Source organism: Paenibacillus sp. GCM10027629 (assembly GCF_042676425.1).
In the GTDB taxonomy this organism is placed as follows: domain Bacteria; phylum Bacillota; class Bacilli; order Paenibacillales; family Paenibacillaceae; genus Paenibacillus_K; species Paenibacillus_K terrigena.
Genome location: NZ_JBHTGZ010000021.1, coordinates 1 through 22,070, shown reverse-complemented (window position 1 = coordinate 22,070; position 22,070 = coordinate 1). Strand labels below are relative to the sequence as shown.

The window sequence follows — 22,070 nt, the reverse complement described above, 5'->3', positions numbered from 1 at the left end:
ACTTATAGATTCTTATATTTGAACGACAAGGGCTACTTCTCCACTAGGCGTGGAGCTGTAACCCTTCATCATTCGTATGCTTAGCCTACTCTTATTCGATTTCGAACAGCTTGCTGATCGATAACTCTTCGTGGACACGGATAATCGCTTCGCCCATCAAAGGCGCAACGGATAATACTTTGAGTTTGCTTGTTGGATTAGGATGCGTAATTGGAATCGTATCTGTCACGATAACTTCCGTGATTGGTGCATTCTCAAGACGTTCCATCGCAGGTCCGGATAAGACCGGATGTGTACAACAAACATAAATTTCTTTGGCGCCTGCATCACGCAATGCATTGGCACCTAGAACAATCGTTCCAGCCGTATCGATAATATCATCGATTACAATGGCAGTTTTCCCTTTAACTTCACCGATAATGTTCATGACTTCACTCACATTCGGCTCTGGACGACGTTTGTCAATAATAGCAAGTGGGGCTTTCAAGAAATCAGCCAATTTACGAGCACGAACAACACCACCATGGTCAGGTGAGACAACAACGACATCCTCGATTTGCTTCGAACGGAAATATTGCGCCAGAATCGGAACACCCAGCATATGATCCACTGGAATATCGAAGAAACCTTGAATTTGCGTTGCGTGCAAATCCATCGTAATGACGCGATGTGCGCCTGCCGTCTCGATCAAGTTCGCAACGAGCTTCGCCGTGATCGGATCGCGTGAGCGAGCTTTACGATCTTGACGTGCATAGCCGTAATACGGAATGACGACATTGATACTCTTCGCCGATGCCCGTTTCAGAGCATCTACCATAACGAGCAGCTGCATCAAGTTATCATTAACCGGTGCACACGTTGATTGAACGACATAGACGTCACAACCACGAACACTCTCGGTTAGCTTGATATGGATCTCGCCATCGCTGAATGCGAGTGTCTCCGAATCTCCCATCGGTACGCCGATATGTTCAGCAATGCGATGTGCCAAAGACGTATTCGAGTTGCATGTAAAAATCTTTAATTTTGAGTCACAATAAGCCATAGAATAAAAACCCTCCGTGCCAGTCGTTGTATAGTCAGTGTTAATATCATAACCTAGTTCGTCTTGTTCCTGCCGATAACCAAACATGATAAATCCTATTGTGGTTACGAATTATGCTCTTTCTTCGCTCTAGCACGGGCGCGCAATTTCTCCGCATATCCCGGCTTATTCACTTGGCGTTCTCTTGCAACAGCTAGTTCGTTCTCTGCTACATTATGCGTTATTGTTGATCCAGCCACGACATATGCCCCTTTGCCTACCTTAACTGGGGCAATTAGGTTCACGTTACTGCCGACAAAGGCATCATCTTCGATCTCTGTAACAGATTTATTATACCCGTCATAGTTGACCGTAATCGCTCCGCAACCGATATTTACATTCTTGCCGACCGTTGCATCGCCAATATAACTCAAATGACTTACTTTTGCACCGTCATCTAACGTTGCATTTTTTATTTCAACGAAATCGCCGATTTTCACATTTTGACCAATCCGTGCACCTGGGCGCAAATAAGCGAACGGTCCGATTCCCGAGCCGTTGCCTACCGTCGCTTCCGATAATACAGATTGCTTCACAGTGACACCATCGCCAATCTCAGAATCTTCAATTTCGGTATGAGGCCCAATCATGCATTCATTACCAATAATGGTCTTCCCGCGAATCATCGTTCCCGGATAGATGATACTATCTTGACCGATCACAACGTCAGCACCAATGTAGGTGGATGCTGGATCAATCAATGACACACCATTGATCATATGTTGGCGGTTAATACGAGCACGCATTAATTGCTCGGCTTCCGATAACGCAACGCGGTCATTCACGCCGATCGCTTCTGCTTCATCTGTTGTGCAATACGCATCAACGATATCGCCCGCAGCACGCAAGATGCCAATGACATCCGTTAAATAATATTCCTGCTGCACGTTCTGATTCGTCACTTGCTCCAGCGCAGCAAAAAGCTTCGCATTATCGAAGCAATAGGTCCCTGTATTAATCTCTTGAATCGCTTGTTCGTCAGGTGTGCAATCTTTCTGCTCCACAATCTTCTGAACCGATCCGTCGGCACCACGAATAATCCTTCCGTAACCGGTAGGATTCGCCATATGCGCTGATAGAATCGTTGCGGATGCACCCTTCTCCGTGTGCAGCGCAATCAAACGCTCAAGTGTCGTCTCCGTCACTAGCGGCGTATCTCCGCATACAATTAATGTCAAACCTTCTTCATGTCCTAGCAGCGATTTCGCTTGCTTCACCGCATGACCTGTACCTAACTGTTCTGCCTGCAAAACATATTCAGCGCGATCTCCCAAATACGATTTCACAGAATCAGCTCCATGACCTACAATAACGACTGTACGCTCACAGGATGCACGCGATACGGTATCGACGACATGTCCTACCATCGGTTTGCCGCATACCGGATGCAACACTTTATACAATTTCGACTTCATGCGTTTGCCCTGTCCTGCAGCAAGCACAACTGCCATTCTCTTCAAGGTTCCGACCTCCCAAACGCTTCTTACCATATGCTCATTCTAGACGCATAACAAATAGACATACTTCGCACATGTTAATCAGTTCATTAAAGAATATATCCTATTCTGAACAAAAAGAAAAGAGAGCCGTCCTCCGGCTCCCTTCCTCTAAGCGCAATTACAAACCTTAAGCTCCCTCTTCGATGACTTCTTCTTCCGTAGCTGCGCGCTCATATTCAGCGAGAACTGCTGCTTGAATCTTCTCGCGAGTTGTGGAAGAGATCGGGTGAGCGATATCGCGGAATTCACCATCTGGTGTCCGCTTACTCGGCATTGCAACGAACATCCCATTGTTCCCGTCGATGACGCGAATGTCGTGCACAACGAATTCATTGTCAATAGTGATGGAAGCAATCGCCTTCATTCTCCCTTCGGAGTTGACGCGGCGGAGCCTTACATCGGTAATTTGCATGTGTGTTCACCACCTTTTTCCATCAGAGACTTGGTGTATAATTCCACACATCCATGCTAATTCCTTCTTTTTTTTACCATTGTTATGAATATTTTTTGAATTTAAAACTAATATTTATGCGATTCGACATTTATCGAATTAAATCGACGCAATCAATTCAATTTCGACAAGGACATCCTTAGGGAGACGGGCAACTTCAACAGTTGATCTAGCTGGCTTATGGTCACCAAAATACGATGCATAAATCTCATTCAACGCTGCAAATTGATTCATGTCTTTAATGAACACCGTCGCCTTAATTACGCTGGAGAGTGTAGCCCCTGCCTCGGCCAAGACAGCTTGTAGATTCTGGAAAACCTGATGCGTCTGCTCCGCAATTCCACCCTCAACAATTTGTCCATCTAGTCCAAGTGGAATTTGCCCTGATGTGAACAATAAATTACCAAATTTCATAGCCTGTGAGTAAGGTCCAATCGCTGCCGGAGCATTTGTTGTTGCAACCGTTTCTAAATTCATCCTAAATCACGCTTCCTCTCCGAAATAATTACCAGGTTCGACTGAGATTTGTTTGGTCTTGAAATCAATATGTGTTAACTTCGCAAGCGAATAATAATCATTCAGCAGTCGTTCATTGCTCTCTAGTTCACCAGACTCAACGAGAACGCCCACACCTGCAACAACGGCTTCGAATTCATGCAGCAGATCAATCATTCCTTGAACGGTCCCGCCTGCTTTCATGAAGTCATCAATAATCAGTACACGTGATTTCTCTTTGAGTGCTCTACGTGCTAGCGTCATCGTATGAATGCTCTTATTGGAGCCCGATACATAGTTAATGCTTACGGCAGAGCCTTCTGTTACCTGATGGTCACGTCGAACGAGTACCACGGGAAGATTGAGCTGGGCAGCCGTTGCGTAAGCGAGCGGGATCCCTTTCGTCTCCACCGTCATGACCACATCGATCTGAGCATCCGCAAAAGCCGCTGCGAACATTTTACCAACCTCATTCATTAAAGCAGGTTGCCCCAAAAGGTCCGTCATATACAAGTAGCCGCCCGGCAAGATCCGATCAGGCTCCTCTAGCTTGCGAGACAATTCTTCAATGATAGGCAAAGAAATAGATTTCGGCATGCGCGGAATAAACTTCACACCGCCTGCCGCTCCAGCGAGCGTAAGGAGATCTCCCATGCCCTCTTCTTCGAACACTTCCTTAATGATTACTAGATCCTCACTGATCGATGATTTCGCTGCATTGTAGCGCTCAGCAAAAGTCGTGAGCGGTATTAATGTATGGGGACGATGTAGCAAAAACTGTGTCATTTCCACCAGACGGGCGCTTCTCTTTAACTTTTTCATTCTACTCCCCCTCTGTTAAATCCGAATATTATATCGAAAATATATCATTTTTGTACGGATTTTACCAACATTTCCTTCATTTAATTATGTGAGCATACGAACAGCATATACTTCTTTGCAGAATCCTCTAAGTCCATTATAGATTCTCGCCACTTTGGATTCCTTCGATACAAGGCCGAAGACTGTCGGTCCGCTGCCTGACATCAATACCCCATCCGCTCCCAGCTTCATCATTGCATCCTTCAACTGGTGTACTTCAGGGTATAGCGATAAGGTAACATCTTCGAGCACATTGCCAAGTTGTCCGCACACATCGTGGAACTGCTGATTTTCGATCGCAGAGATCATATCCGCCATGGACGGGTGGCCGTTCAACTTGTCTACCCGAAACCGTCCATAGACATCAGCAGTAGAGACATTGATCGGCGGCTTTGCTAGAATCACCCAACATTGCGGCGGATTCGGGATCATTTCTAATTTCTCGCCACGACCTCGAGCAATCGCCGTACCTCCCGTCACGCAGAAAGGAACATCTGAGCCCAGCTCAGCACCCAACTCCTGAAGTTCATGATCCGGAATATTCAGCTTCCAGAGGCGATTCAATCCACGCAGTGTTGCTGCTGCATCACTGCTTCCCCCTGCAAGACCTGCAGCCACCGGGATCTTCTTATCCAGGTGGATATAGACACCCTGCTTGACGTCATAGCGATTCTTAATAAGCTTCGCAGCTTGAAAGGCAAGGTTCTTCTCATCAAGCGGAATATAACCCGCTTGACTCGATATAATAATCGTGTCGCGAGGCAATTCCTCCATCTCGAGACGATCTGCGAGATCGACCATCGTCATAATCATCTCAACTTCATGGTAACCGTCTTCTCTTTTATGTAACACGTCCAGCAATAAATTGATCTTGGCTGGCGCTTTCTCATATACTTTCACGGTCTTCACCTACTTTATCTGATCGAACGTTCTAGGAACTTAACATATTATATCAGAATCATATATTGAAGTCATTTGAAGCCGTCACAGGAAATAAAAAGCGAAGAACGCCACCTGTGTCGGACATCCTTCGCTCATGATGATTATTTTCTTGATGCGGCTTGTTCAGCCAATTGGATGGCGCGTTTAACCATATTTCCTGCATCCTTGGCTCGGATGTTGGCCCAACCTTCATTCTGGACTGTCTCATAAAACCCGAGGTCCTTTGCAAGCTCAACTTTCAATTGATCTGACATGACACTTCTTCTGCGGCTCATCTCAGGTCCTCCTTTAAGGGATGTATTTATGACTGGAGTGTATTCGCTGCCCTTATCGTTAGTATGGCTGTTCCCTATCCAGATCATACTCACTTATCACTCCATGAAAAAAGACAGCCCCGAAGGGCTGCCGTGATGCTTACTACAAAAGCCTTAATTCTGGATATATGTGATGCGCACTTGGCCATCGTCCTCGCATACCGATAATTCCACAGATTCCGTCAAAATGTCGGCGTAACTGTATGAAACACGCTTAAATGCGTTCTGGTCCTGGTCAAGTTTAACAATGAAAACAGATGGGTAGGTTTCTTCAAGTACACCGGTACGTTCAATGGTCTTTCGGCGACCACCGTTTGCTCGCAGCATAATTTTTCGCCCGACATGGGCTTCTAGGCTACGTTTAATTTCCAACAGCGCATTTTTAGCCATTGTCAACTACCACCTCTTTCCTTGTCCATTATAACCAATTCAAGGGGTGATGTCAAATAACTGAATATTATATCAACGATTATTTGAAGTTGTCAACGGAAAATTTGTTAAATTTCGAAAATTATTCACGGAATCGACGGAACAATGTCCAAATTAGTTAAGTCTCGAAGTTTCGGAAGACCGATTCGATAACTTCCCCGCGTCTCAATACCACCCATACCGTCGGTTCCCGTAATCGTCTGGGAGAGAACTTCCACAATATTTATCGTCTCCCGGATCGGTGTAAAAGATGCCTTCGCTGCAACATACACCGGATCTAGCGCATGGATGAGAATACGTCCCGGTGAGCTTGCGAAGTTCGCACCTGCTTGGAGCAGTGCTTCGAAATGCGACTGACATGCCCCTGCAACGATATTCAATACATCGAAATTCCGTTCATATTGCCGTGCCGTTTTGATGGCATTCACGAAATTCTGAGAGTTCTTATAACTGGATAAGCTGTACAAATCACGATTCTTCAAATGCCTATAGACGCCGTCATGTCCGGTAATGACAACGATATCCGGATTTACACGGGGAAGCAGTCGGTAGAGGACGTCAGCCATGTTTGCTTCTGTCACGTAATGGCCTTCGGCTGGGACCCGCAGTTGATTGTACAAATCTAGACTCTTCTTTAAATAATTCGGATCCCCGTCCAAGTGGAGCACTTTGCCGGGTACTTCAAAGTAAGGTTGGTGGTTCATCATTTTCTGATTCAAATCTGCCTGGTTCCGCTCGGTCTGCACGCGTCTATGCTGTTCCAGAAGCCGAGTCGATTCCTTCGCACGAATAAACGCCTGCTCTTCTTTATAGTGTAGAGGTTTCCCCTCGGTTACAGGCATCAAATCATTCGTGGGAGCATCCGCCAATAGACGAAAGTCAATCCCCTTGATAATCACTAAATCTTTCATAAATGCCTCGATGCGAAATGTGACGTCTCCGCCATACGATTTTCGAACGACAAGATCTCCTTGCTTCATGGCCCAAATCACCTCTTCTGTCTATCGTATGGAGGTGCCCATGGATTGGTGTCTATCTTCTGTTCGAATCCACATCGATTTCCTGCAATCAACCGGATTTTAGCGGTTATACCCGTCCTGCTGCCAACAATACGTCGCTAAGACGCGCAAATTCAGCGATACTTAGCGTTTCGCCTCGGCGCTGAGGTTCAATACCCGCTTCCTGTAACGCGGCTTCCAGCGCCTCACGGCCGCCTTCATTGAAGAATCTCGCCTTTAAGTTATTCGCAATCGTCTTCCGTCGCTGCGCGAACGAGGCTTGTACTACTTGGAAGAAATGGGCTTCGTCTGCGACCTGAACTGGCGGTGTATCCCGCACCTTCAACTTAATCACAGCAGACTCCACGTTCGGCTGTGGAATGAACACCGTATGCGGTACCGTACATACCAGCTCTGGCTCGCAATAATATTGGACTGCTACACTTAGACTGCCGTAGTCTTTCCCACCTGGGCGAGCAGCCATCCGGTCCGCCACTTCCTTCTGGATCATCACCACAATATTTTGCAGCGGTAGACGTTCTTCGAGTAGCTTCATAAGAATGGGCGTCGTAACATAGTAAGGAAGATTCGCTACGACACTGACTTTGCTTACCTTAGAGAACCGCTCCTCGAAAATTTGCTTCAAATCCACTTTCAGCACGTCTCCATGAACGACGCCTACATTCGGATAAGGTGCAAGTACCTCTTCCAGAATCGGAATCAATCGTGTATCGATCTCTACTGCTGTCACTTCTGCTGCCGTCTGCGCAAGACGTTCTGTCAGCGCTCCGATCCCAGGTCCAATCTCAAGAGCCCCCATGGTCTCATCAAGTTCTGCAGCATCTACAATTTTGTTCAATATATTCATATCAATCAGAAAATTCTGACCTAGACTTTTCTTAAATGAAAATCCATGCTTTCCAATAATATCTTTCGTCCGCTTCGGCGTCGCAATATCGATGCGTGCCCCAGCTGAATTGATTTCTTTCATCATTTCTACAGCCCTTCATTTTCAATTTGCTCTAACGCGGCCAAGAACTCTTCTCGGCTTATCTGGAACATGCCGCACCGTTTATAGAACTGCTTTCCGTTGCACATGCCAATCCCAAGTATATCCCCCATCGCCCTTCTGCGACTCGCTGCATTCGGATGGGTAATTAGTCCTGCATCCATCAGATCACCCCAATCGATGAGCTGTTCATTCTTCTCATATTCCGTTCGTAGATGATCCAGCGCATACCGGATTGCTTCTGGCGATGCGTTCTCTACACCGATGTCCCCTTTGTAGGTGGCATCCGCTTCCTTCAAGAAAGCGTGCTTGCAGCCCGGGATACGATTCGATATAATCTTGCGAATACGTTCCCCGGCATGATCCGGATCTGTCAGAATGATTACGCCTCGACGCTCCTGAGCCAGCGCAATACGCTTTAATATCGCATTGTTAATGGCAGACCCCCCGGTCTCGATCGTATCGGCCTCTACAGCCCGCCGAATGGCCGTGGTATCGTCTTTCCCTTCGACCACGATGACTTCCTTAATCATGTACAATCCGCTTCCTTTCTTTTCTTCCGCAAAATACAAAAAGAAGAGGTTTCCCTCTTCTTATCATGGCATATTGTTATGGATAATACTATATGATTAATACACGATTGGCAAATGAAGCATGGCCTAGAATTACGACCCTCATTAGCTCGCCGACGGTTTGACCGGTCCAATCACATAGACGGTATGCCCCTTCTTACGGCCGAATTTATTCGCTGTCTTTAGGGATTGAATATACACGTCAATCTTATTGCCCTTAATAGCGCCACCTGTATCTTCCGCTCGTCTAAATCCGACTCCTTCGATGTATACCCACCAACCAATCGGAATGACGTCCTTATCTACAGCGATTGTGCGCCCTTCGGTTACGGTCGTGCCTGAAGCCGTCCGCGTTCCAATGCCATCTTCTTCCGAAGAATAGGCGGTTAACGTTACATTTTTCAGCACTTTTGCATATTTCACTTCTTTACCAAGGCTATGAATTTTCGCAACCCCTGGTCCACTAGCAGACAAAGTTCGGACTTTAGCCTCAGGTTTCTTTGTACCATAAGCAACGATCTTGTGTGTTGCCTTGGATTTATAGGCCTTATCAACCATTTTGATCGAAACCAACTTGCCATCTTCGAAGACCTTCTCAATCTTCTGAACAACAAGTCCAGACTTTCCGTCTTGGATTAGCTTCTGTTTGCCTTGCAGGAGCGTTGCATCGGGTTTTTTGACGAATTCAAAAGGAATCGATACTTCGCGATTTACCAACTTCGTACTGACGCGTGTAATCTTAATATCCAGTTTGTTCGAAATCGGTGTATTCAGCGCAGGTGTAATTTTATCGTCTTCAGATATTGGTATATTCGCAGCTGCGAGTACTTCTTTGACTGTTTTTTCGGTCGTAAACAAGTTTTTTGTCTGACCATCTGCTGTGACAAGAACGGGAACCGCACGCCAAATTTCAACGCTGTCACCATCCTTAAGCTCCGATTGGAGCGGCATCGACAGCTTGTCGTATGCGCCGACTTGTATAGCTTGTTCATCCAGTAGGTGCTGTAATACTGTGTTTGTCGTTTCGACCTGGATATGTTGTCCGTCTACGACCAGAGAAATATCCTTCTTGGCGTAAACATTCAGCACCACCATTAACATGAAAGTCATCGCGAGTGACAGTAGAGCCACGAGTGATATCAAACGCACGTTTTCATGCATCCATCGCAATGCGAAAGACATGCTGGATGATCGTGTACCATGGGATTCCTCAGTTTGGAAAACGCCCACGTCTTCAGACCTCCTTCATAGTCCCGCCGTCAGGTGTTAAGCATGATCATAAATTGACGAAGACTATATACTGTATTTTTGCACAACGGCCGCATCAACCTGCATGTGACAGCTGTACACCATCCTCTGTTAGGTACGTCCCCCCACCTCCTGTTCTGTAACAGTATGACGTCCTACTCAACTTTATTCAAAAGAAAAGAAGCCTAGCGTAAAGAGGGTCTCTTTCGTGGCTTCCTGTTGGAAACAATAGTTGATGGCCGCACGAGGGTACCTCTCCCTGCACGCTTACGAGGTTAGCTGTCGGATTCGGACGTGAGAGTCGCCCTAAGATTGCTATCCCGCTCATGGCGAGAAGCCCTCTATTCACCCCATTAAGAAATCAATTACGAACCCTCCTGAGAAGGTCCATATCGGTTCCCCCGCTCTCCAATTTGGAGACTCAGCGATACAAAATGGATGGAACAATATTCAAACTCTGATTTGAATCATACTCTGAATGCTCCATGCTTGTAAAGAAGGCATCAAACTCATTTTTAGATATTAATGGTTAAAATTTTGTAATATTCTTCGATTTTTGAGATGAAAACTACCTATTTCACCCGTTTATTAAGTTTTTCATGCGTTTTTCACCGTTTTTCATCCTAAGTGGAAACAGGCTTGGGCATTTTTCATCGTAATTTTAGCAACTTCTTCCAAATTCAGCCCTTTTATTTCCGCTGCTGCCTCCGCGACAAGACGTACATAACCTGTCTCATTTCGCTTCCCGCGATAGGGGTGCGGCGTCAAATATGGCGAGTCTGTTTCGATCAAAAATCGGTCATTCGGAACGTTCGCGAGCACCTCTTTGGGAACCCTTGCATTCTTGAATGTAATGGGGCCACCAAATGAAATATAGAACCCCAAATCTAGGCATTGCTTGGCAATTTCCCAGCTGCCGGAGAAACAGTGCATTACGCCTCCACATTCCTCAGCATGCTCTTCGCGCAAAATGCGAACGACATCCTCGTGCGCATCCCGATTATGAATAACGATCGGCATATCAAGACGCTTTGCTAACCGAATTTGTTCACGGAATACGCGATGCTGCACATCCTTTGGTGAGGTATCCCAGTAGTAGTCCAGTCCGATCTCACCAATCGCAACAACCTTCTCATGTGCACATAACTTTTCAATCCACTCGAGGTCACCAGGCTGCATCGTAATCGCATCTTGCGGGTGCCAGCCTACAGCAGCATAGATAAAATCATAGCTTTCCGCCAATTTCATGGTCGTCGGGATCGTCTCACGGTTAAACCCGATATTAATCATCTGCGTAACGCCTTGCTCCAGCGCTCTTGCAATGACTTCCTCCCGATCTTCGTCGAATTGTACTGCGTCTAAATGCGTATGTGTGTCGAATAACATCAGTTCATAATCTCCTTCTAATGTCTTAATTTGATATCTTTTGTCCTTGATTATGTCGTTGGCATATCGAATAATTTAGAAATTTCCCGATCAAGCAGGTGGGCAACGGCGCGTAGTTTATTTTCAGGAAAATACAAACGGAATTTGCCTTTGCGAATGCCGCTGATTGAACGCACAATTTCGGATACTTCGGAAATTTCCCGAAGCTGTTCATGATGATTCAAGAGCACAATCTGCTTGCCCATCGGATGTTCTCCTGAGCGATAAATCGAATAGGATAAGTCCGTTGGCGAGTCAATTTCCAGATCGTAGGCTGGATTTAACCCTGCATGTACGAATTGCTCATGTATCTTATCTTTCTGCTGATCATCCAAGTGATCTAACGTGACATATTTATATAATTTACGCTCCATGAACCGATCGCACAGATCCGCAAGGATCTCATCTTGCTCCTGCGTCCACTGCATAAATACTGTCTGAATTAAAGCCTCATCGAGGCGTATATATTGCTCCATTGAAATTTTTCCTTCAAATAAAGAAGGCAATGGCTCCAGCATGAATTGGAACGAATATTCGTTGTCATACAATTCTTGTGCCCGTTTGAAAATTTGTCGCAGGATAATTTCAGAGCTGCGTGTCACGGGATGGAAATAAACCTGCCAGTACATCTGGTATCTCGACATCAAATAATCCTCGATCGCATGCATACCGCTCTCTTTCACAACAATGCGGCCCCGATAAGGTCTTAACACCCGAAGAATGCGGTCCATGTCGAATGTCCCGTAATTCACACCGGTAAAATACGCATCTCGAAGTAAATAGTCCATACGGTCCGCATCAAGTGCACTGGATACAAGGTGAACAACAATAGGTTTATCGTACGTCTTCTGAATAACAGATGCAACCCGCTCAGGGAAGTCATCCGATATTCGCCGTAGAACCTCATGGATTTCCGAGTTCTCTCGAATGATTCGACAAGTCCAATCTTCATGATGCATCTGAAACGCCTCTTCAATCGAATGTGAGAACGGTCCATGGCCAAGATCATGAAGCAGCGCTGCACACAGTGCAAGCAGCCGCTCTTCCTGCGGCCAATCTGAATACCCGCTTCGTTCGAATTGCGAAATAATCCTGCGCGTAATCTCATACACGCCCAAGGAGTGCGAGAATCGGCTATGCTCCGCCCCGTGAAAGGTTAAATAAGACGTTCCTAACTGCCGTATGCGGCGTAATCGCTGAAATTCTTTGGCATTGATCAAGTCCCAAATGGTCTGATCCTGCACATGAATATATTTATGTACTGGGTCTTTAAATACCTTTTCTTCTTGTAATTGTAAACTGTACATATATCTTTCCCTCCCTATAGAACTAGAATAAAGTCGCACAACTATAGATTTTGTCGAATCGTGTCAGTTTTATTTTTCCAATTCATTTTCGTAGACTTTCAGACCCAAAAACCTGTCTTCCCTTTATTTATCTACAACTAGTAGCAGCCCATATATTGCTAGGTCTAGCATTGATTTTATAGGTTGACTATTTTGGGAATGCTTGGTACTATTATATTCATGAAAAACATAGAACTATGTCGACATTTGTCGATTCTTTAATTGGTGAGAGGAGCAATAACAAAATGATGAAAAGTACGGGCATTGTAAGAAAAGTTGATGAGTTGGGTCGCGTCGTTATTCCGATTGAACTACGCCGCACATTAGGCATTGGGGAAAAAGACGCGCTTGAGATTTATGTTGATGGTGAGCGTATTATGCTTAAAAAATACGAGCCTGCCTGTATTTTCTGTGGTAATGCCGAGAACGTTACATACTTTAAGGGAAAAATAATTTGTCACGAATGCTTATCAGATATCCCAACACCTGTGACAAAATAAAAAAATTAGTATATAATAGATTTACCAAACTTATTAATTCTAACCTTTTTATATCTCCTTGGTACCTTCCGCGGCCTAACCTGCCCAGAAGGTATATTTTTTTTCTCCATATATGGAAGTTCAAAATCGGCTTATGATCATGATGTGATTCGGGAGGTTTGTTTCGACGTCGAATCTTGCTTTCAACTTCGAAGTCCGATGCTCATTTAGGTTTTGCCTAAACTCCGCTTCTCCTTCTTCAGTTTCAATCAACCTTCTTGATGCTGATAAGCCGATTTTGAACCTTTATTGAAATAAAACTTAATGCTATAGCCCTTCACTTATAAGAGAGAGTTATAAATGTCCCTTCTCGATACATTGCGATCTGCGGCGGCTTGTTTCATGGCTTCTTTGCGATTGCCCCCGTTACGCTCCTCATAATGCGCAACATGCGCCTCAATTGACAGGGACTCCCACCAAACCGTCTGATCGGCAGATGCCGAGCCATCGGAAGGCTCTAGCACGAGACAGTATTCCCCTTGCGGCGGATGCTCCTCAAGCCATGCGAGGCATTCTTCAATGGTTCCACGCGCGAACTCTTCATATCTCTTCGTCAGCTCTCTGGCCATCACAATTCGGCGATTTCCGAGTACCCGGTGCATATGCTCTAATGTCTTCGACACACGATGGGGTGATTCATAGAACAATAATGTCCCTTCAGACATGCGAAGAGATTCCAAGACCTGTTCAACCGACTTCTTATCCCGAGGTAAGAACCCGATAAAGGTAAACCGTTCTGTAGGCAGTCCCGATACGATCAAAGCCGATAGCGCTGCATTGGCACCTGGTATCGGTACGACCGAGATACTGTTCTCAATCGCCAACGCTACAAGATCCGTCCCAGGATCTGAAATCGCGGGTAGACCGGCATCGCTGACCAAGGCAATATTTTTTCCTTCTATTAAATAACGTATCAGCTCTGGACCACTGGCATGCTTGTTATGCTCATGATAGCTGAATAACGTCTTGGACGGAATCTCAAAGTGTGTGAGCAGCTTGCGGCTCTGACGGGTGTCTTCTGCGGCAATCACATCGACCTCTTGCAGCGTGCGTACGGCACGATACGTCATATCTTCCAAGTTACCAATTGGCGTTGCCACCAAATATAATGTACCTGCTTGCGGTTCAGATCCTCTCTGAAAGCTTTTCTGTAAATTCCAAGTCATTTGTCTCTCCCCACTTTAGGCCCATAATAGATTTGCAATAACTCTTCGCAATATTCATTGTTCTCATTATAGACAATGAGTGGTGGTAATAACCGAAGGTCTGGTTTGCCATCACGAATCGCTTCGATGAGCACCATATTCGCTTCTTGGTCGATTCGTGAATGTACAAAACGTATCCGCTTCGGTTCAAGCTTATGCTCCCGCATCATACTCACGATTTCGCCAAGTCTAGACGGCCTGTGAACCATCGAGACCTTCCCACCCGTCCGAATCAGCCTCTTGCATGCGACAATGACATCTTCTAACGTACAACCAAGCTCATGCCTTGCCATCGCTTGATGGCTATTGAGCTTATGCTCCCCCGTTAGCATCTTCATATAAGGAGGATTAACGGTAATGGCATCGTAGATTTCATATCCAACTTCTTGATAATACGTCTTCAAATCCCCTTGAACGATGCGAATTCTCTCCTCCAGCCCATTCATTTTAACACTTCGACTGGCCATATCATGCAGACGGGATTGAATTTCCACCCCATCAATCTGTGCTTCTGTCCGTGTAGAGAGAATGAGTGGAACGACACCATTGCCTGTACACAAGTCAAGAATACGCCCCCGTTTCGGAATCGAGGCGAACCGCGCTAATAAGACAGCATCCATCGAGAAGCTGAATACTTCATCACTCTGGATGATTCGAAGTTCATGCGTTAATAGATCATCCACCCGCTCCGATGGCTGTAATTTTAGTTCTTCCATGACATTCATACGTTCCTTTCCTCGGATCAATTAAAAAAAACCGTAGGCAGAGTCTACCTACGGTCGTTATTTATTCAAAAATGACAGACAGAACAGGCAATCGCCTTCGGTCCGCAAATGTCCGTAATATACGTTACAAATATGAAAACCTTCGTGATACAAACGCGCCAAATTATCATGGCCTTCACCGACAATCGCACTAGCTGCATTCGCCATCGCTTCCGGATGAATTACCGGAACTTTCGACGACTTGGCAACAGCTTGATTCACAGCCTCAGCAGGTTCGTGTTGTTCTTGTGGCATGGACTCACGCCGAAGCACGCGCCTCAGCTGCTGATTCTCCATACTTAACCGTTTGTTCTCTTCTAATAACTGCTTAACCACAAGCTTCAGTTCACCCAATTGCTCATGCAGGTTCCCTGCTTGTGATTCAATATTATGAATTTGTGTGAAAATCTCTTTTTTCTCCAAGTTCCCACCCCAGAGCAATCAATTGTACTTATTTTACCACAACATCATCAAAAGGAAGCTCTTTCACTTTACCCAAATCAAATATTTGAACGTGAACTGTACGCTCACCAGCATTGATACCTACGACTTTTCCTTCACCGTATGAAGTAATAACGATTTTACCCGTGCTTGGAAGTTCTTCCTTCACACTTTCATAGTTATCATGCTCAAATTTCAAGCAACACATGAGGCGTCCGCATAAACCGGATATTTTCGTTGGATTTAAGGATAAGTTCTGGTCTTTAGCCATCTTGATTGAGACCGGCTCAAAATCTCCAAGCCAGGAAGAACAACATAGAATACGTCCGCATGGGCCAATACCGCCCAGCATCTTCGCTTCATCACGAACACCGATCTGACGAAGTTCAATCCTTGTCCGAAAAATGCTCGCTAAATCCTTGACCAATTCTCTAAAATCAACGCGCCCTTCGGCTGTAAAATAGAAAATAATTTTATTCCGATCGAACGTGAACTCGACGTCCACCAATTTCATCTTCAATTGATGATCTCGGATTTTATCTAAACACGTTGTGAGCGCATTTCTTGCTGCAAATTTGTTCTCTTCAACAATACGTGCATCGTTATCATCTGCGATCCGAATCACTTTCTTAAGCGGTAAGACGACATCTGACTCGCCCACGCTTTTCGGACCAATGACAACCTTGCCGTATTCTACGCCGCGTACCGTCTCCACAATCACATGCTGATCTCTCTCGACCGGCAGATCTAATGGATCGAAATAATAGATTTTGCCCGCTTTCTTGAAACGGACACCCACCACGTTGTACACACTAACCCCCCTGTACTCCAACTAGGAATTGTTCAAAAGCTAACTGCGGATTCACATTCGCGCGCAGACGCTTCTGCATGTCCGTCGTCAGCTCCATACAGCGTACCCACGATTCCGCGTCGCGAGTAAACGCATATTTGCTGATCGATTCCAGCTGATCTATGAAAATAATACTTTCTGTTCGGTTGACCTGATAATGAATCATATCTTTAAACCAAAGCAGGAATAAACTCATTAGAGTGTCCAGATGCTCTGCTAGCGGTGTCTTGAACAGCTGCTGATGCGCCGTCACCATCGCCGTGTTCATCTGATTTAGACAATCCTTACCTAATTGTAACATTACATTTCGAATTTCTGCAAACCAATTCTGTTGGATAATTTCTCTACATGCATCTAGCCCTGAAGCAAGATGCACGACACATCGTGCTGTTGTCTGTGCAAATCCTTCTTGTACTAATACCTGCAGCATCGTCTCCGGATCCATTGGGGTGAATGGAATCCATTGCGCTCGCGACTGTATGGTGGGCAACATCGCTTGTCCATTCTCAGTGATTAGAATAGCCACTACAGGTGACAAAGGTTCCTCTAGAAATTTTAGCAGACTATTCGCAGCTTGAACCGTCATTAGATCGGCTTGTTCCATAATATATACTTTACGGTTGCCGTCCCCGGTACGGTAAGCAAATTCACGTTGTAAGGCGCGAATTTGCTCAATTTTGATCGATGATCCATCGGGACGTATCACATGAACATCCGGATGGTTCTGATGATCAATCTTCCGGCATTCCAGACATTGATCGCAGCAATCCCCTTCTCGTTCCGTACAAAACAATGATTTGGCCAGTGTCAGCGCCATTTGCCGTCGGCCCGAGCCTCTCGGCCCGGCGAATAGATACGCATGAGAAACGGTGTCATTCCGCAATTCATTCTGCAGTATTTGCTTGGCGCGCACTTGGCCGATAATATCTTGAAAAGACATAATAGCCTCACTTTCACATCATTATCGCTTCTAGAAGCAATAATTAATTAACATCCCCCGAACCTCACCGATCTTATTCAGTAATTCGATTTTTCCTTCTTCACTGTTCAACAGCTCCTCTGCCATCGCAATCAGTGTCGAATCAATTTCTTCTAATAATTTATATCGTTTGCCACGGCCTCTTCGATCCCAGCCACGGGCATCTTTAATTCCAAGTCCTCGGCGCACCGTATCTTCTAAGAATCGTTTGACCATTGTTCGATAGAGATATAATTCTCTCACAGTCATCGATTTCGCAAGTCGATCACCTTGTTGGTGGATTTGCTGGATACGTTGATTAAGTTCTTCTTTCGAAGCCTGCTGATCTTGTTGGAACATAAAATCAGAGAAATTTTTCTGGCCAATCTGTTTCGAGGCATTGTCCGTCAATTTTAATTCCTGTCCTAGCGGTCGAAATCCTGGATTAATCTTCATACTGTAACCCAACTCTCTATGGTCAACTTCAGAATGGTCTAGAAATGTTCAAAGCGGTCGACTGGCATCACGAATACCGTTGCTCCGCCTACCTGAACCTCAACCGGAAGCGGTAAATATGACTCTGTCGTACCGCTCATCGGCGATACCGGTGTAACCAGTTGGTCGCGGATCTTACAATTCGTACGAATGACAGCTAACACGTCTTCCACTTGTTCGTCTTCCACACCGATCATAAATGTGGTATTCCCTGCACGTAGAAATCCGCCCGTACTTGCAAGTTTAGTAGCACGGAAATTATGTTTGACTAACGCATTCGATAGACGGTTGCTGTCTTTATCCTGCACGATGGCAATGACAAGTTTCATAATAACGCCTCCTTAACATTTGACTAAATACCCTCTATATTAATTTGACACAGAGGGTGAAAAATCCTCTTGTGATGCGGATAGGATCTGTAAGATCTGCCCTGCAACTTCCGGTAACGACAGGCTTGCATCCACCTTATGAATCCGTTCCGGGAATTGTGCCGCTACTATATTATAGCCTTCTCGGACCTTTAGGTGAAAACTTAATTGCTCTAGATCCAGCCGATTCACTTCACGTTGTGCATTCGCTTGAATGCGAGCGAGCCCGATCTCAGGTTCAATATCCAGATAGAGGGTCAAATCCGGCATCACATCACCAATCGCAAATTGATTGATGGACCATACCTCATCCATCCCCAATCCCCTAGCATGTCCCTGATAGGCTAGACTGCTATCGATAAACCGGTCACAGATCACGATCGTCCCTTGCTGAAGCGCTGGGATTACCTTCTCCACAAGATGCTGGCGGCGAGCTGCTGCATAGAGAAGGGCTTCTGTCCGGCCATCCATCTCCGTATGGGCAGGATCCAGGATCAGAGCTCGAATCTTCTCCGAGATCGCAATCCCGCCTGGTTCACGCGTTAGCATGACCGGGATGCCTTGTTCTTGATAATATTGCTCAATATAATGAATCGCGGACGTCTTACCAGATCCTTCTCCACCTTCTAAGGTGATGAAGCGACCCGCATAAGGGTGTCCTTTCTGTTGTTGTTGAGGTGTAAAAGTTTGTTTAGATTGCATGTCTAAGCCTCTCTTCATTCATTTCTTAATACGCGAAGCGTCTTAAGTGTCGAATCGTAAACCCCTTGGCACTTCGCCCCTTGTTGAGACAGCTGTTGCAAGGTTCGAATCATTTCTTCAGTAATATACTCACCCGGATAGAGCAGTGGAATACCAGGCGGATAAGGGATGACCATTTCGGCAACTTGACGATGTACAGCTTGCTCTAACGGTACGGTATCCCATGCATTAGCCGCTAGTGGTTGCAGACGGAATGGAATAGGCTCGGATACAAGCATGGACGTATTACTTAATATCTCCGTATGATTCTCACAACTCGGTATCTGGCTATCCCTAGCTTCCATATTTCTTTGATATATTTGTTCTAAAGCATGGAATAACGCCTTGGCATCTTCCATCGTTGAACCTAAGCTAAATACAAATACAACATGCCTAACATCCGACATTTCAGGCACACAGCCGAGCTCTTCAAGCATTTCTTGTAGCTCGTAGCCGCTGTATTGACCCGTTCGATCACTGACAGTAACTTTAAACGGATCAAGCGTAACATAAGCAGCTTCTTCTTCACCTTGGGAAGGGGACGTCAACAGTGTAAAGTTCGGCAGGAGCTTCATATTGCTGCGGAACCAATCGACTGCTTCTAAGCCTCGTGTAAAAGCATCAGCGCCTTGGATATGAATCCAACGACGACTCACGTCCAGCGAAGCCATGAGCGGGTAGGATGGACTCGAGCTCTGCAGCATTGCTAGACGCTGTTGAATCAGCCCTCGATCCAACCGATCCCCTTGGACATGGAGCATGGCGCTCATCGTAAGCGATGACAGCATCTTGTGCGTAGACTGCACCACACCGTCTGCTCCGCATTGGATCGCTGATACAGGCAGATCCGGATGTAATCCGTAATGAGCGCCGTGCGCCTCATCAATGAGCAGTGGCTTGCCTTGCGCATGCACGGCTTTTGCCATGGCGTGCAAATCCACCCCCATGCCGTAATAGTTCGGGCTGCATAGCAGCACCCCTCTTGCGGCTGGGTAGCGTTCAAGCGCCTCCGTTATTGCAGCGACGGTAGGCGCCGTGGGCAGACCGCTCTGCGCGTCCAGCTGCGGTGTCACGAACACCGCGTGCGCGCCCGCCAGCATCAAGCCGTGCAATATAGATTTATGCACGTTGCGCTGAACGATCAGCACGTCGCCCGGCTCCGTGCAACAAGCGAGGATCAAGGCTAGATTGCCGACGGTGCTCCCATTCACCAAGAAATAGGTCTCCTTCGCCCCAAAACAATCGGCAGCAAGCTCTTGCGCTTCCCGGATCACCCCAGTCGGTTGATGAAGATCATCTGTCCCCGTTATCTCCGTCACATCTAAGGCCATGAGATGACGGAGAACGGTTTGTTCCTCATAGACGGAGCGGACCTGCTGCGTATCCTGTCCTTCTTTCTCGTAGACTTGTCCATTCTTATGACCAGGTACATGGAAAGTGCGGTTATTCCGTTCTCGATATTCTAGCAGCGCCTCATACAGCGGTGCACGTTCATGATTTAATGATGGCATGGTAGAGTAATCCCTTCAACACGTTCTCCTCTTTATTTTACCGTAAAATCCACAACAGACATATAGATCTACCCATACACAACAAAATAACCCCACAAATTGATGCTTGTCTTCCAAGCAATCAGGTGATTTGCGGGGGACCCAAAACAAAAAAAGCCCTCGCCATAACGAAAGCCTCACAAATTACTCATCTTGCATTACACATGATTTGAAATAAAAATTCTTTTTAGCTGATGAATAAAAAACGGATACTTTGCATCCTGTACATCTGTATGCACCATTTCGGCTTCGCAATCTAGACAAATGAATTCAGATATAATGACGATGCCTTCTTCCTTCTTCTCGCCGCAGATGATGCAGGTGCTGTCATGAACATGTTCCATCGACAATCCCACCTTAACCTGTTTTGCTATTAGTATGGCACGTTATCTAGTATTTTAAACCGATTTCATAGGTTGTTTTCAAATGTTTTTATATTTTTATGCGGCAAAACCGAATTAGGTGTCTGTACGTTTTAATTGGATGAGCAAATCTTTTGGGCTTGTCTACCGATATATAACATAGAAGGTCCTTATTGAGGGTAGAAGAAATCATATTATTCGGCACAAAGGAGGAACAATACACAATGCCACCCACTCCCCCAAGTACACAGGCAACATTTTATCAATATACCCTAATTCAGAAAGTCGTCTACAATAAGTTGGTGCTTAAGTTCTATCTCGCTATCGTTCCCATTGTCCTACTACTTGAGACATTGCTCTCCGGACCACTTGGGTTACTATACAGTGCAATCGCTTTATTATTTGTTCTCTGGATCCATTTTGTGGTGATCCGTTCAGTCCTTCTTCTCGCAGGAGAACCCATTCGTAAAAAATGGCGTTTCCGCCGCGTATTGCCTTGGATTGGCTTTCTTCCAGATCAATATATCGGCTATCGCATCTTTATCCGTGTACATCGCCATCTCGCATGGCTAGTCCTTTGCGTCTGCTTGATCTTATATCCTTGGTTCCCGATCTCGTTCGTAACCAGTAGTCTCATCTGGCATCTCTGGCTGATCATTCCGAGGCAATTCCTTTTCACACGCTTCAGAAAACAACCAAAACACGGCCTATTCAAATTAACGGATAGCGAAATGCTCTATTACAAAGCGTAATAGAGCTTTTTTCTTGTCACACCCACTTGGGCTATAAAACAAAAAAAGACCACCTTCGAGAAATGAATCTCAAAAGTGGTCTTTAGCTGCTTGGCATCGTCCTACTCTCCCAGGACCCTGCGGTCCAAGTACCATCGGCGCTAGAGGGCTTAACGGTCGTGTTCGGGATGGGTACGCGTGGAACCCCTCCGCCATCGACACCAAACAGGATTTTTCCGAACGATTTCTCGTCCATCAAAATCATCAGGATAAATATCCAGCCTTAGCTAATATTTGATCTCTGAAAACCAGATGCGAAATAAATTTGCGTTTTATGTTTTAGGATAAGCCCTCGACCGATTAGTATTGGTCAGCTCCACACATTGCTGTGCT

At 45.7% G+C, this 22,070-nt stretch carries 26 protein-coding genes, 1 rRNA gene and 1 riboswitch; of the genes, 2 read left to right on the top strand and 25 right to left on the bottom strand.

Going from position 1 to position 22,070, the window contains the following annotated elements; all coding sequences use genetic code 11:
• Window positions 1-91: 91 nt before the first annotated feature.
• The 14 genes from ACFQZR_RS27845 to ACFQZR_RS27780 all read right to left on the bottom strand — a co-directional run bounded on the left by ACFQZR_RS27845 (window position 92) and on the right by ACFQZR_RS27780 (window position 12,634).
• Window positions 92-1,045 (bottom strand): ribose-phosphate diphosphokinase, encoded by a 954-nt coding sequence (locus ACFQZR_RS27845; RefSeq protein WP_018759484.1) that lies wholly within the window; start codon window positions 1,043-1,045, stop codon window positions 92-94.
• 104 nt (window positions 1,046-1,149) lie between these two features.
• Window positions 1,150-2,544: a bifunctional UDP-N-acetylglucosamine diphosphorylase/glucosamine-1-phosphate N-acetyltransferase GlmU gene (gene glmU / locus ACFQZR_RS27840; protein ID WP_379351565.1), complete on the bottom strand. Its 1,395-nt coding sequence runs from the start codon at window positions 2,542-2,544 to the stop codon at window positions 1,150-1,152.
• A gap of 166 nt (window positions 2,545-2,710) precedes the next feature.
• Window positions 2,711-2,995, bottom strand: a complete 285-nt coding sequence (spoVG, locus tag ACFQZR_RS27835; protein WP_018759486.1) for a septation regulator SpoVG — start codon at window positions 2,993-2,995, stop codon at window positions 2,711-2,713.
• A gap of 138 nt (window positions 2,996-3,133) precedes the next feature.
• Complete coding sequence (locus ACFQZR_RS27830) at window positions 3,134-3,511, bottom strand: RidA family protein (protein ID WP_379351564.1); 378 nt, start codon at window positions 3,509-3,511, stop codon at window positions 3,134-3,136.
• Window positions 3,512-3,517: 6 nt separating this feature from the next.
• A complete protein-coding gene (gene purR / locus ACFQZR_RS27825) occupies window positions 3,518-4,351 on the bottom strand; it encodes a pur operon repressor (RefSeq protein WP_379351563.1) in 834 nt (277 codons plus the stop codon).
• 84 nt (window positions 4,352-4,435) lie between these two features.
• Complete coding sequence (gene ispE / locus ACFQZR_RS27820) at window positions 4,436-5,290, bottom strand: 4-(cytidine 5'-diphospho)-2-C-methyl-D-erythritol kinase (protein WP_379351592.1); 855 nt, start codon at window positions 5,288-5,290, stop codon at window positions 4,436-4,438.
• 143 nt (window positions 5,291-5,433) lie between these two features.
• Entirely contained in the window at window positions 5,434-5,607 is a 174-nt protein-coding gene (locus ACFQZR_RS27815) for a small, acid-soluble spore protein, alpha/beta type (RefSeq protein WP_018759490.1), read from the bottom strand.
• A gap of 153 nt (window positions 5,608-5,760) precedes the next feature.
• A complete protein-coding gene (veg, locus tag ACFQZR_RS27810) occupies window positions 5,761-6,036 on the bottom strand; it encodes a biofilm formation stimulator Veg (protein ID WP_018759491.1) in 276 nt (91 codons plus the stop codon).
• A gap of 125 nt (window positions 6,037-6,161) precedes the next feature.
• Window positions 6,162-7,055 (bottom strand): sporulation peptidase YabG, encoded by an 894-nt coding sequence (gene yabG, locus ACFQZR_RS27805; protein WP_379351562.1) that lies wholly within the window; start codon window positions 7,053-7,055, stop codon window positions 6,162-6,164.
• 106 nt (window positions 7,056-7,161) lie between these two features.
• Window positions 7,162-8,064, bottom strand: coding sequence for a 16S rRNA (adenine(1518)-N(6)/adenine(1519)-N(6))-dimethyltransferase RsmA (rsmA, locus tag ACFQZR_RS27800; RefSeq protein WP_379351591.1), 903 nt, complete (start codon window positions 8,062-8,064; stop codon window positions 7,162-7,164).
• 5 nt (window positions 8,065-8,069) lie between these two features.
• Window positions 8,070-8,615 (bottom strand): ribonuclease M5, encoded by a 546-nt coding sequence (gene rnmV, locus ACFQZR_RS27795; protein ID WP_026264167.1) that lies wholly within the window; start codon window positions 8,613-8,615, stop codon window positions 8,070-8,072.
• Window positions 8,616-8,759: 144 nt separating this feature from the next.
• Window positions 8,760-9,884 carry a resuscitation-promoting factor gene (locus ACFQZR_RS27790; protein ID WP_379351561.1) on the bottom strand — a complete coding sequence of 375 codons (1,125 nt, stop codon included), beginning with the start codon at window positions 9,882-9,884 and terminating at the stop codon, window positions 8,760-8,762.
• A gap of 268 nt (window positions 9,885-10,152) precedes the next feature.
• Window positions 10,153-10,339: riboswitch (cyclic di-AMP (ydaO/yuaA leader) on the bottom strand.
• 181 nt (window positions 10,340-10,520) lie between these two features.
• On the bottom strand, window positions 10,521-11,288 hold the full coding sequence (locus ACFQZR_RS27785; RefSeq protein ID WP_379351560.1) for a TatD family hydrolase: 768 nt from the start codon (window positions 11,286-11,288) through the stop codon (window positions 10,521-10,523).
• 50 nt (window positions 11,289-11,338) lie between these two features.
• The gene (locus ACFQZR_RS27780) at window positions 11,339-12,634 is read right to left on the bottom strand and encodes an HD domain-containing protein (protein WP_379351559.1); all 1,296 of its coding nucleotides are present in this window, start codon (window positions 12,632-12,634) and stop codon (window positions 11,339-11,341) included.
• Window positions 12,635-12,918: 284 nt separating this feature from the next.
• Between ACFQZR_RS27780 and ACFQZR_RS27775 the strand changes: the two genes are divergently transcribed.
• Window positions 12,919-13,173 (top strand): AbrB/MazE/SpoVT family DNA-binding domain-containing protein, encoded by a 255-nt coding sequence (locus ACFQZR_RS27775; protein WP_018759498.1) that lies wholly within the window; start codon window positions 12,919-12,921, stop codon window positions 13,171-13,173.
• Window positions 13,174-13,493: 320 nt separating this feature from the next.
• On the opposite strand, the gene rsmI is transcribed toward ACFQZR_RS27775, so the two are convergent.
• The 10 genes from rsmI to ACFQZR_RS27725 form a co-directional block, all read right to left on the bottom strand.
• Window positions 13,494-14,378 (bottom strand): 16S rRNA (cytidine(1402)-2'-O)-methyltransferase, encoded by an 885-nt coding sequence (gene rsmI, locus ACFQZR_RS27770; RefSeq protein ID WP_379351558.1) that lies wholly within the window; start codon window positions 14,376-14,378, stop codon window positions 13,494-13,496.
• Window positions 14,375-15,142, bottom strand: coding sequence for a tRNA1(Val) (adenine(37)-N6)-methyltransferase (locus ACFQZR_RS27765; RefSeq protein ID WP_379351557.1), 768 nt, complete (start codon window positions 15,140-15,142; stop codon window positions 14,375-14,377). The genes rsmI and ACFQZR_RS27765 overlap by 4 nt, the downstream gene beginning before the upstream one ends.
• 57 nt (window positions 15,143-15,199) lie before the next feature.
• Window positions 15,200-15,604: an initiation-control protein YabA gene (locus tag ACFQZR_RS27760; protein ID WP_379351556.1), complete on the bottom strand. Its 405-nt coding sequence runs from the start codon at window positions 15,602-15,604 to the stop codon at window positions 15,200-15,202.
• A 28-nt stretch (window positions 15,605-15,632) separates the two neighbouring features.
• Window positions 15,633-16,433 carry a PSP1 domain-containing protein gene (locus ACFQZR_RS27755; RefSeq protein WP_314590624.1) on the bottom strand — a complete coding sequence of 267 codons (801 nt, stop codon included), beginning with the start codon at window positions 16,431-16,433 and terminating at the stop codon, window positions 15,633-15,635.
• A gap of 1 nt (window position 16,434) precedes the next feature.
• Window positions 16,435-17,412 carry a DNA polymerase III subunit delta' gene (gene holB, locus ACFQZR_RS27750; protein ID WP_379351555.1) on the bottom strand — a complete coding sequence of 326 codons (978 nt, stop codon included), beginning with the start codon at window positions 17,410-17,412 and terminating at the stop codon, window positions 16,435-16,437.
• A 30-nt stretch (window positions 17,413-17,442) separates the two neighbouring features.
• Entirely contained in the window at window positions 17,443-17,886 is a 444-nt protein-coding gene (locus ACFQZR_RS27745) for a YaaR family protein (protein ID WP_379351554.1), read from the bottom strand.
• Between the two features lie 38 nt (window positions 17,887-17,924).
• A complete protein-coding gene (locus tag ACFQZR_RS27740) occupies window positions 17,925-18,254 on the bottom strand; it encodes a cyclic-di-AMP receptor (RefSeq protein WP_018759505.1) in 330 nt (109 codons plus the stop codon).
• 39 nt (window positions 18,255-18,293) lie between these two features.
• Complete coding sequence (tmk, locus tag ACFQZR_RS27735; protein ID WP_379351553.1) at window positions 18,294-18,995, bottom strand: dTMP kinase; 702 nt, start codon at window positions 18,993-18,995, stop codon at window positions 18,294-18,296.
• A 14-nt stretch (window positions 18,996-19,009) separates the two neighbouring features.
• Window positions 19,010-20,545 (bottom strand): aminotransferase class I/II-fold pyridoxal phosphate-dependent enzyme, encoded by a 1,536-nt coding sequence (locus ACFQZR_RS27730; RefSeq protein ID WP_379351552.1) that lies wholly within the window; start codon window positions 20,543-20,545, stop codon window positions 19,010-19,012.
• Window positions 20,546-20,742: 197 nt separating this feature from the next.
• Window positions 20,743-20,928: a sigma factor G inhibitor Gin gene (locus ACFQZR_RS27725; RefSeq protein ID WP_018759508.1), complete on the bottom strand. Its 186-nt coding sequence runs from the start codon at window positions 20,926-20,928 to the stop codon at window positions 20,743-20,745.
• A 242-nt stretch (window positions 20,929-21,170) separates the two neighbouring features.
• On the opposite strand from ACFQZR_RS27725, the gene ACFQZR_RS27720 reads away from it, so the two are divergent.
• A complete protein-coding gene (locus tag ACFQZR_RS27720) occupies window positions 21,171-21,698 on the top strand; it encodes a hypothetical protein (RefSeq protein ID WP_379351551.1) in 528 nt (175 codons plus the stop codon).
• An 88-nt stretch (window positions 21,699-21,786) separates the two neighbouring features.
• Here ACFQZR_RS27720 and rrf read toward each other — a convergent pair.
• Window positions 21,787-21,903: ribosomal RNA gene (gene rrf / locus ACFQZR_RS27715) — 5S ribosomal RNA — on the bottom strand.
• Window positions 21,904-22,070 lie beyond the last annotated feature (167 nt).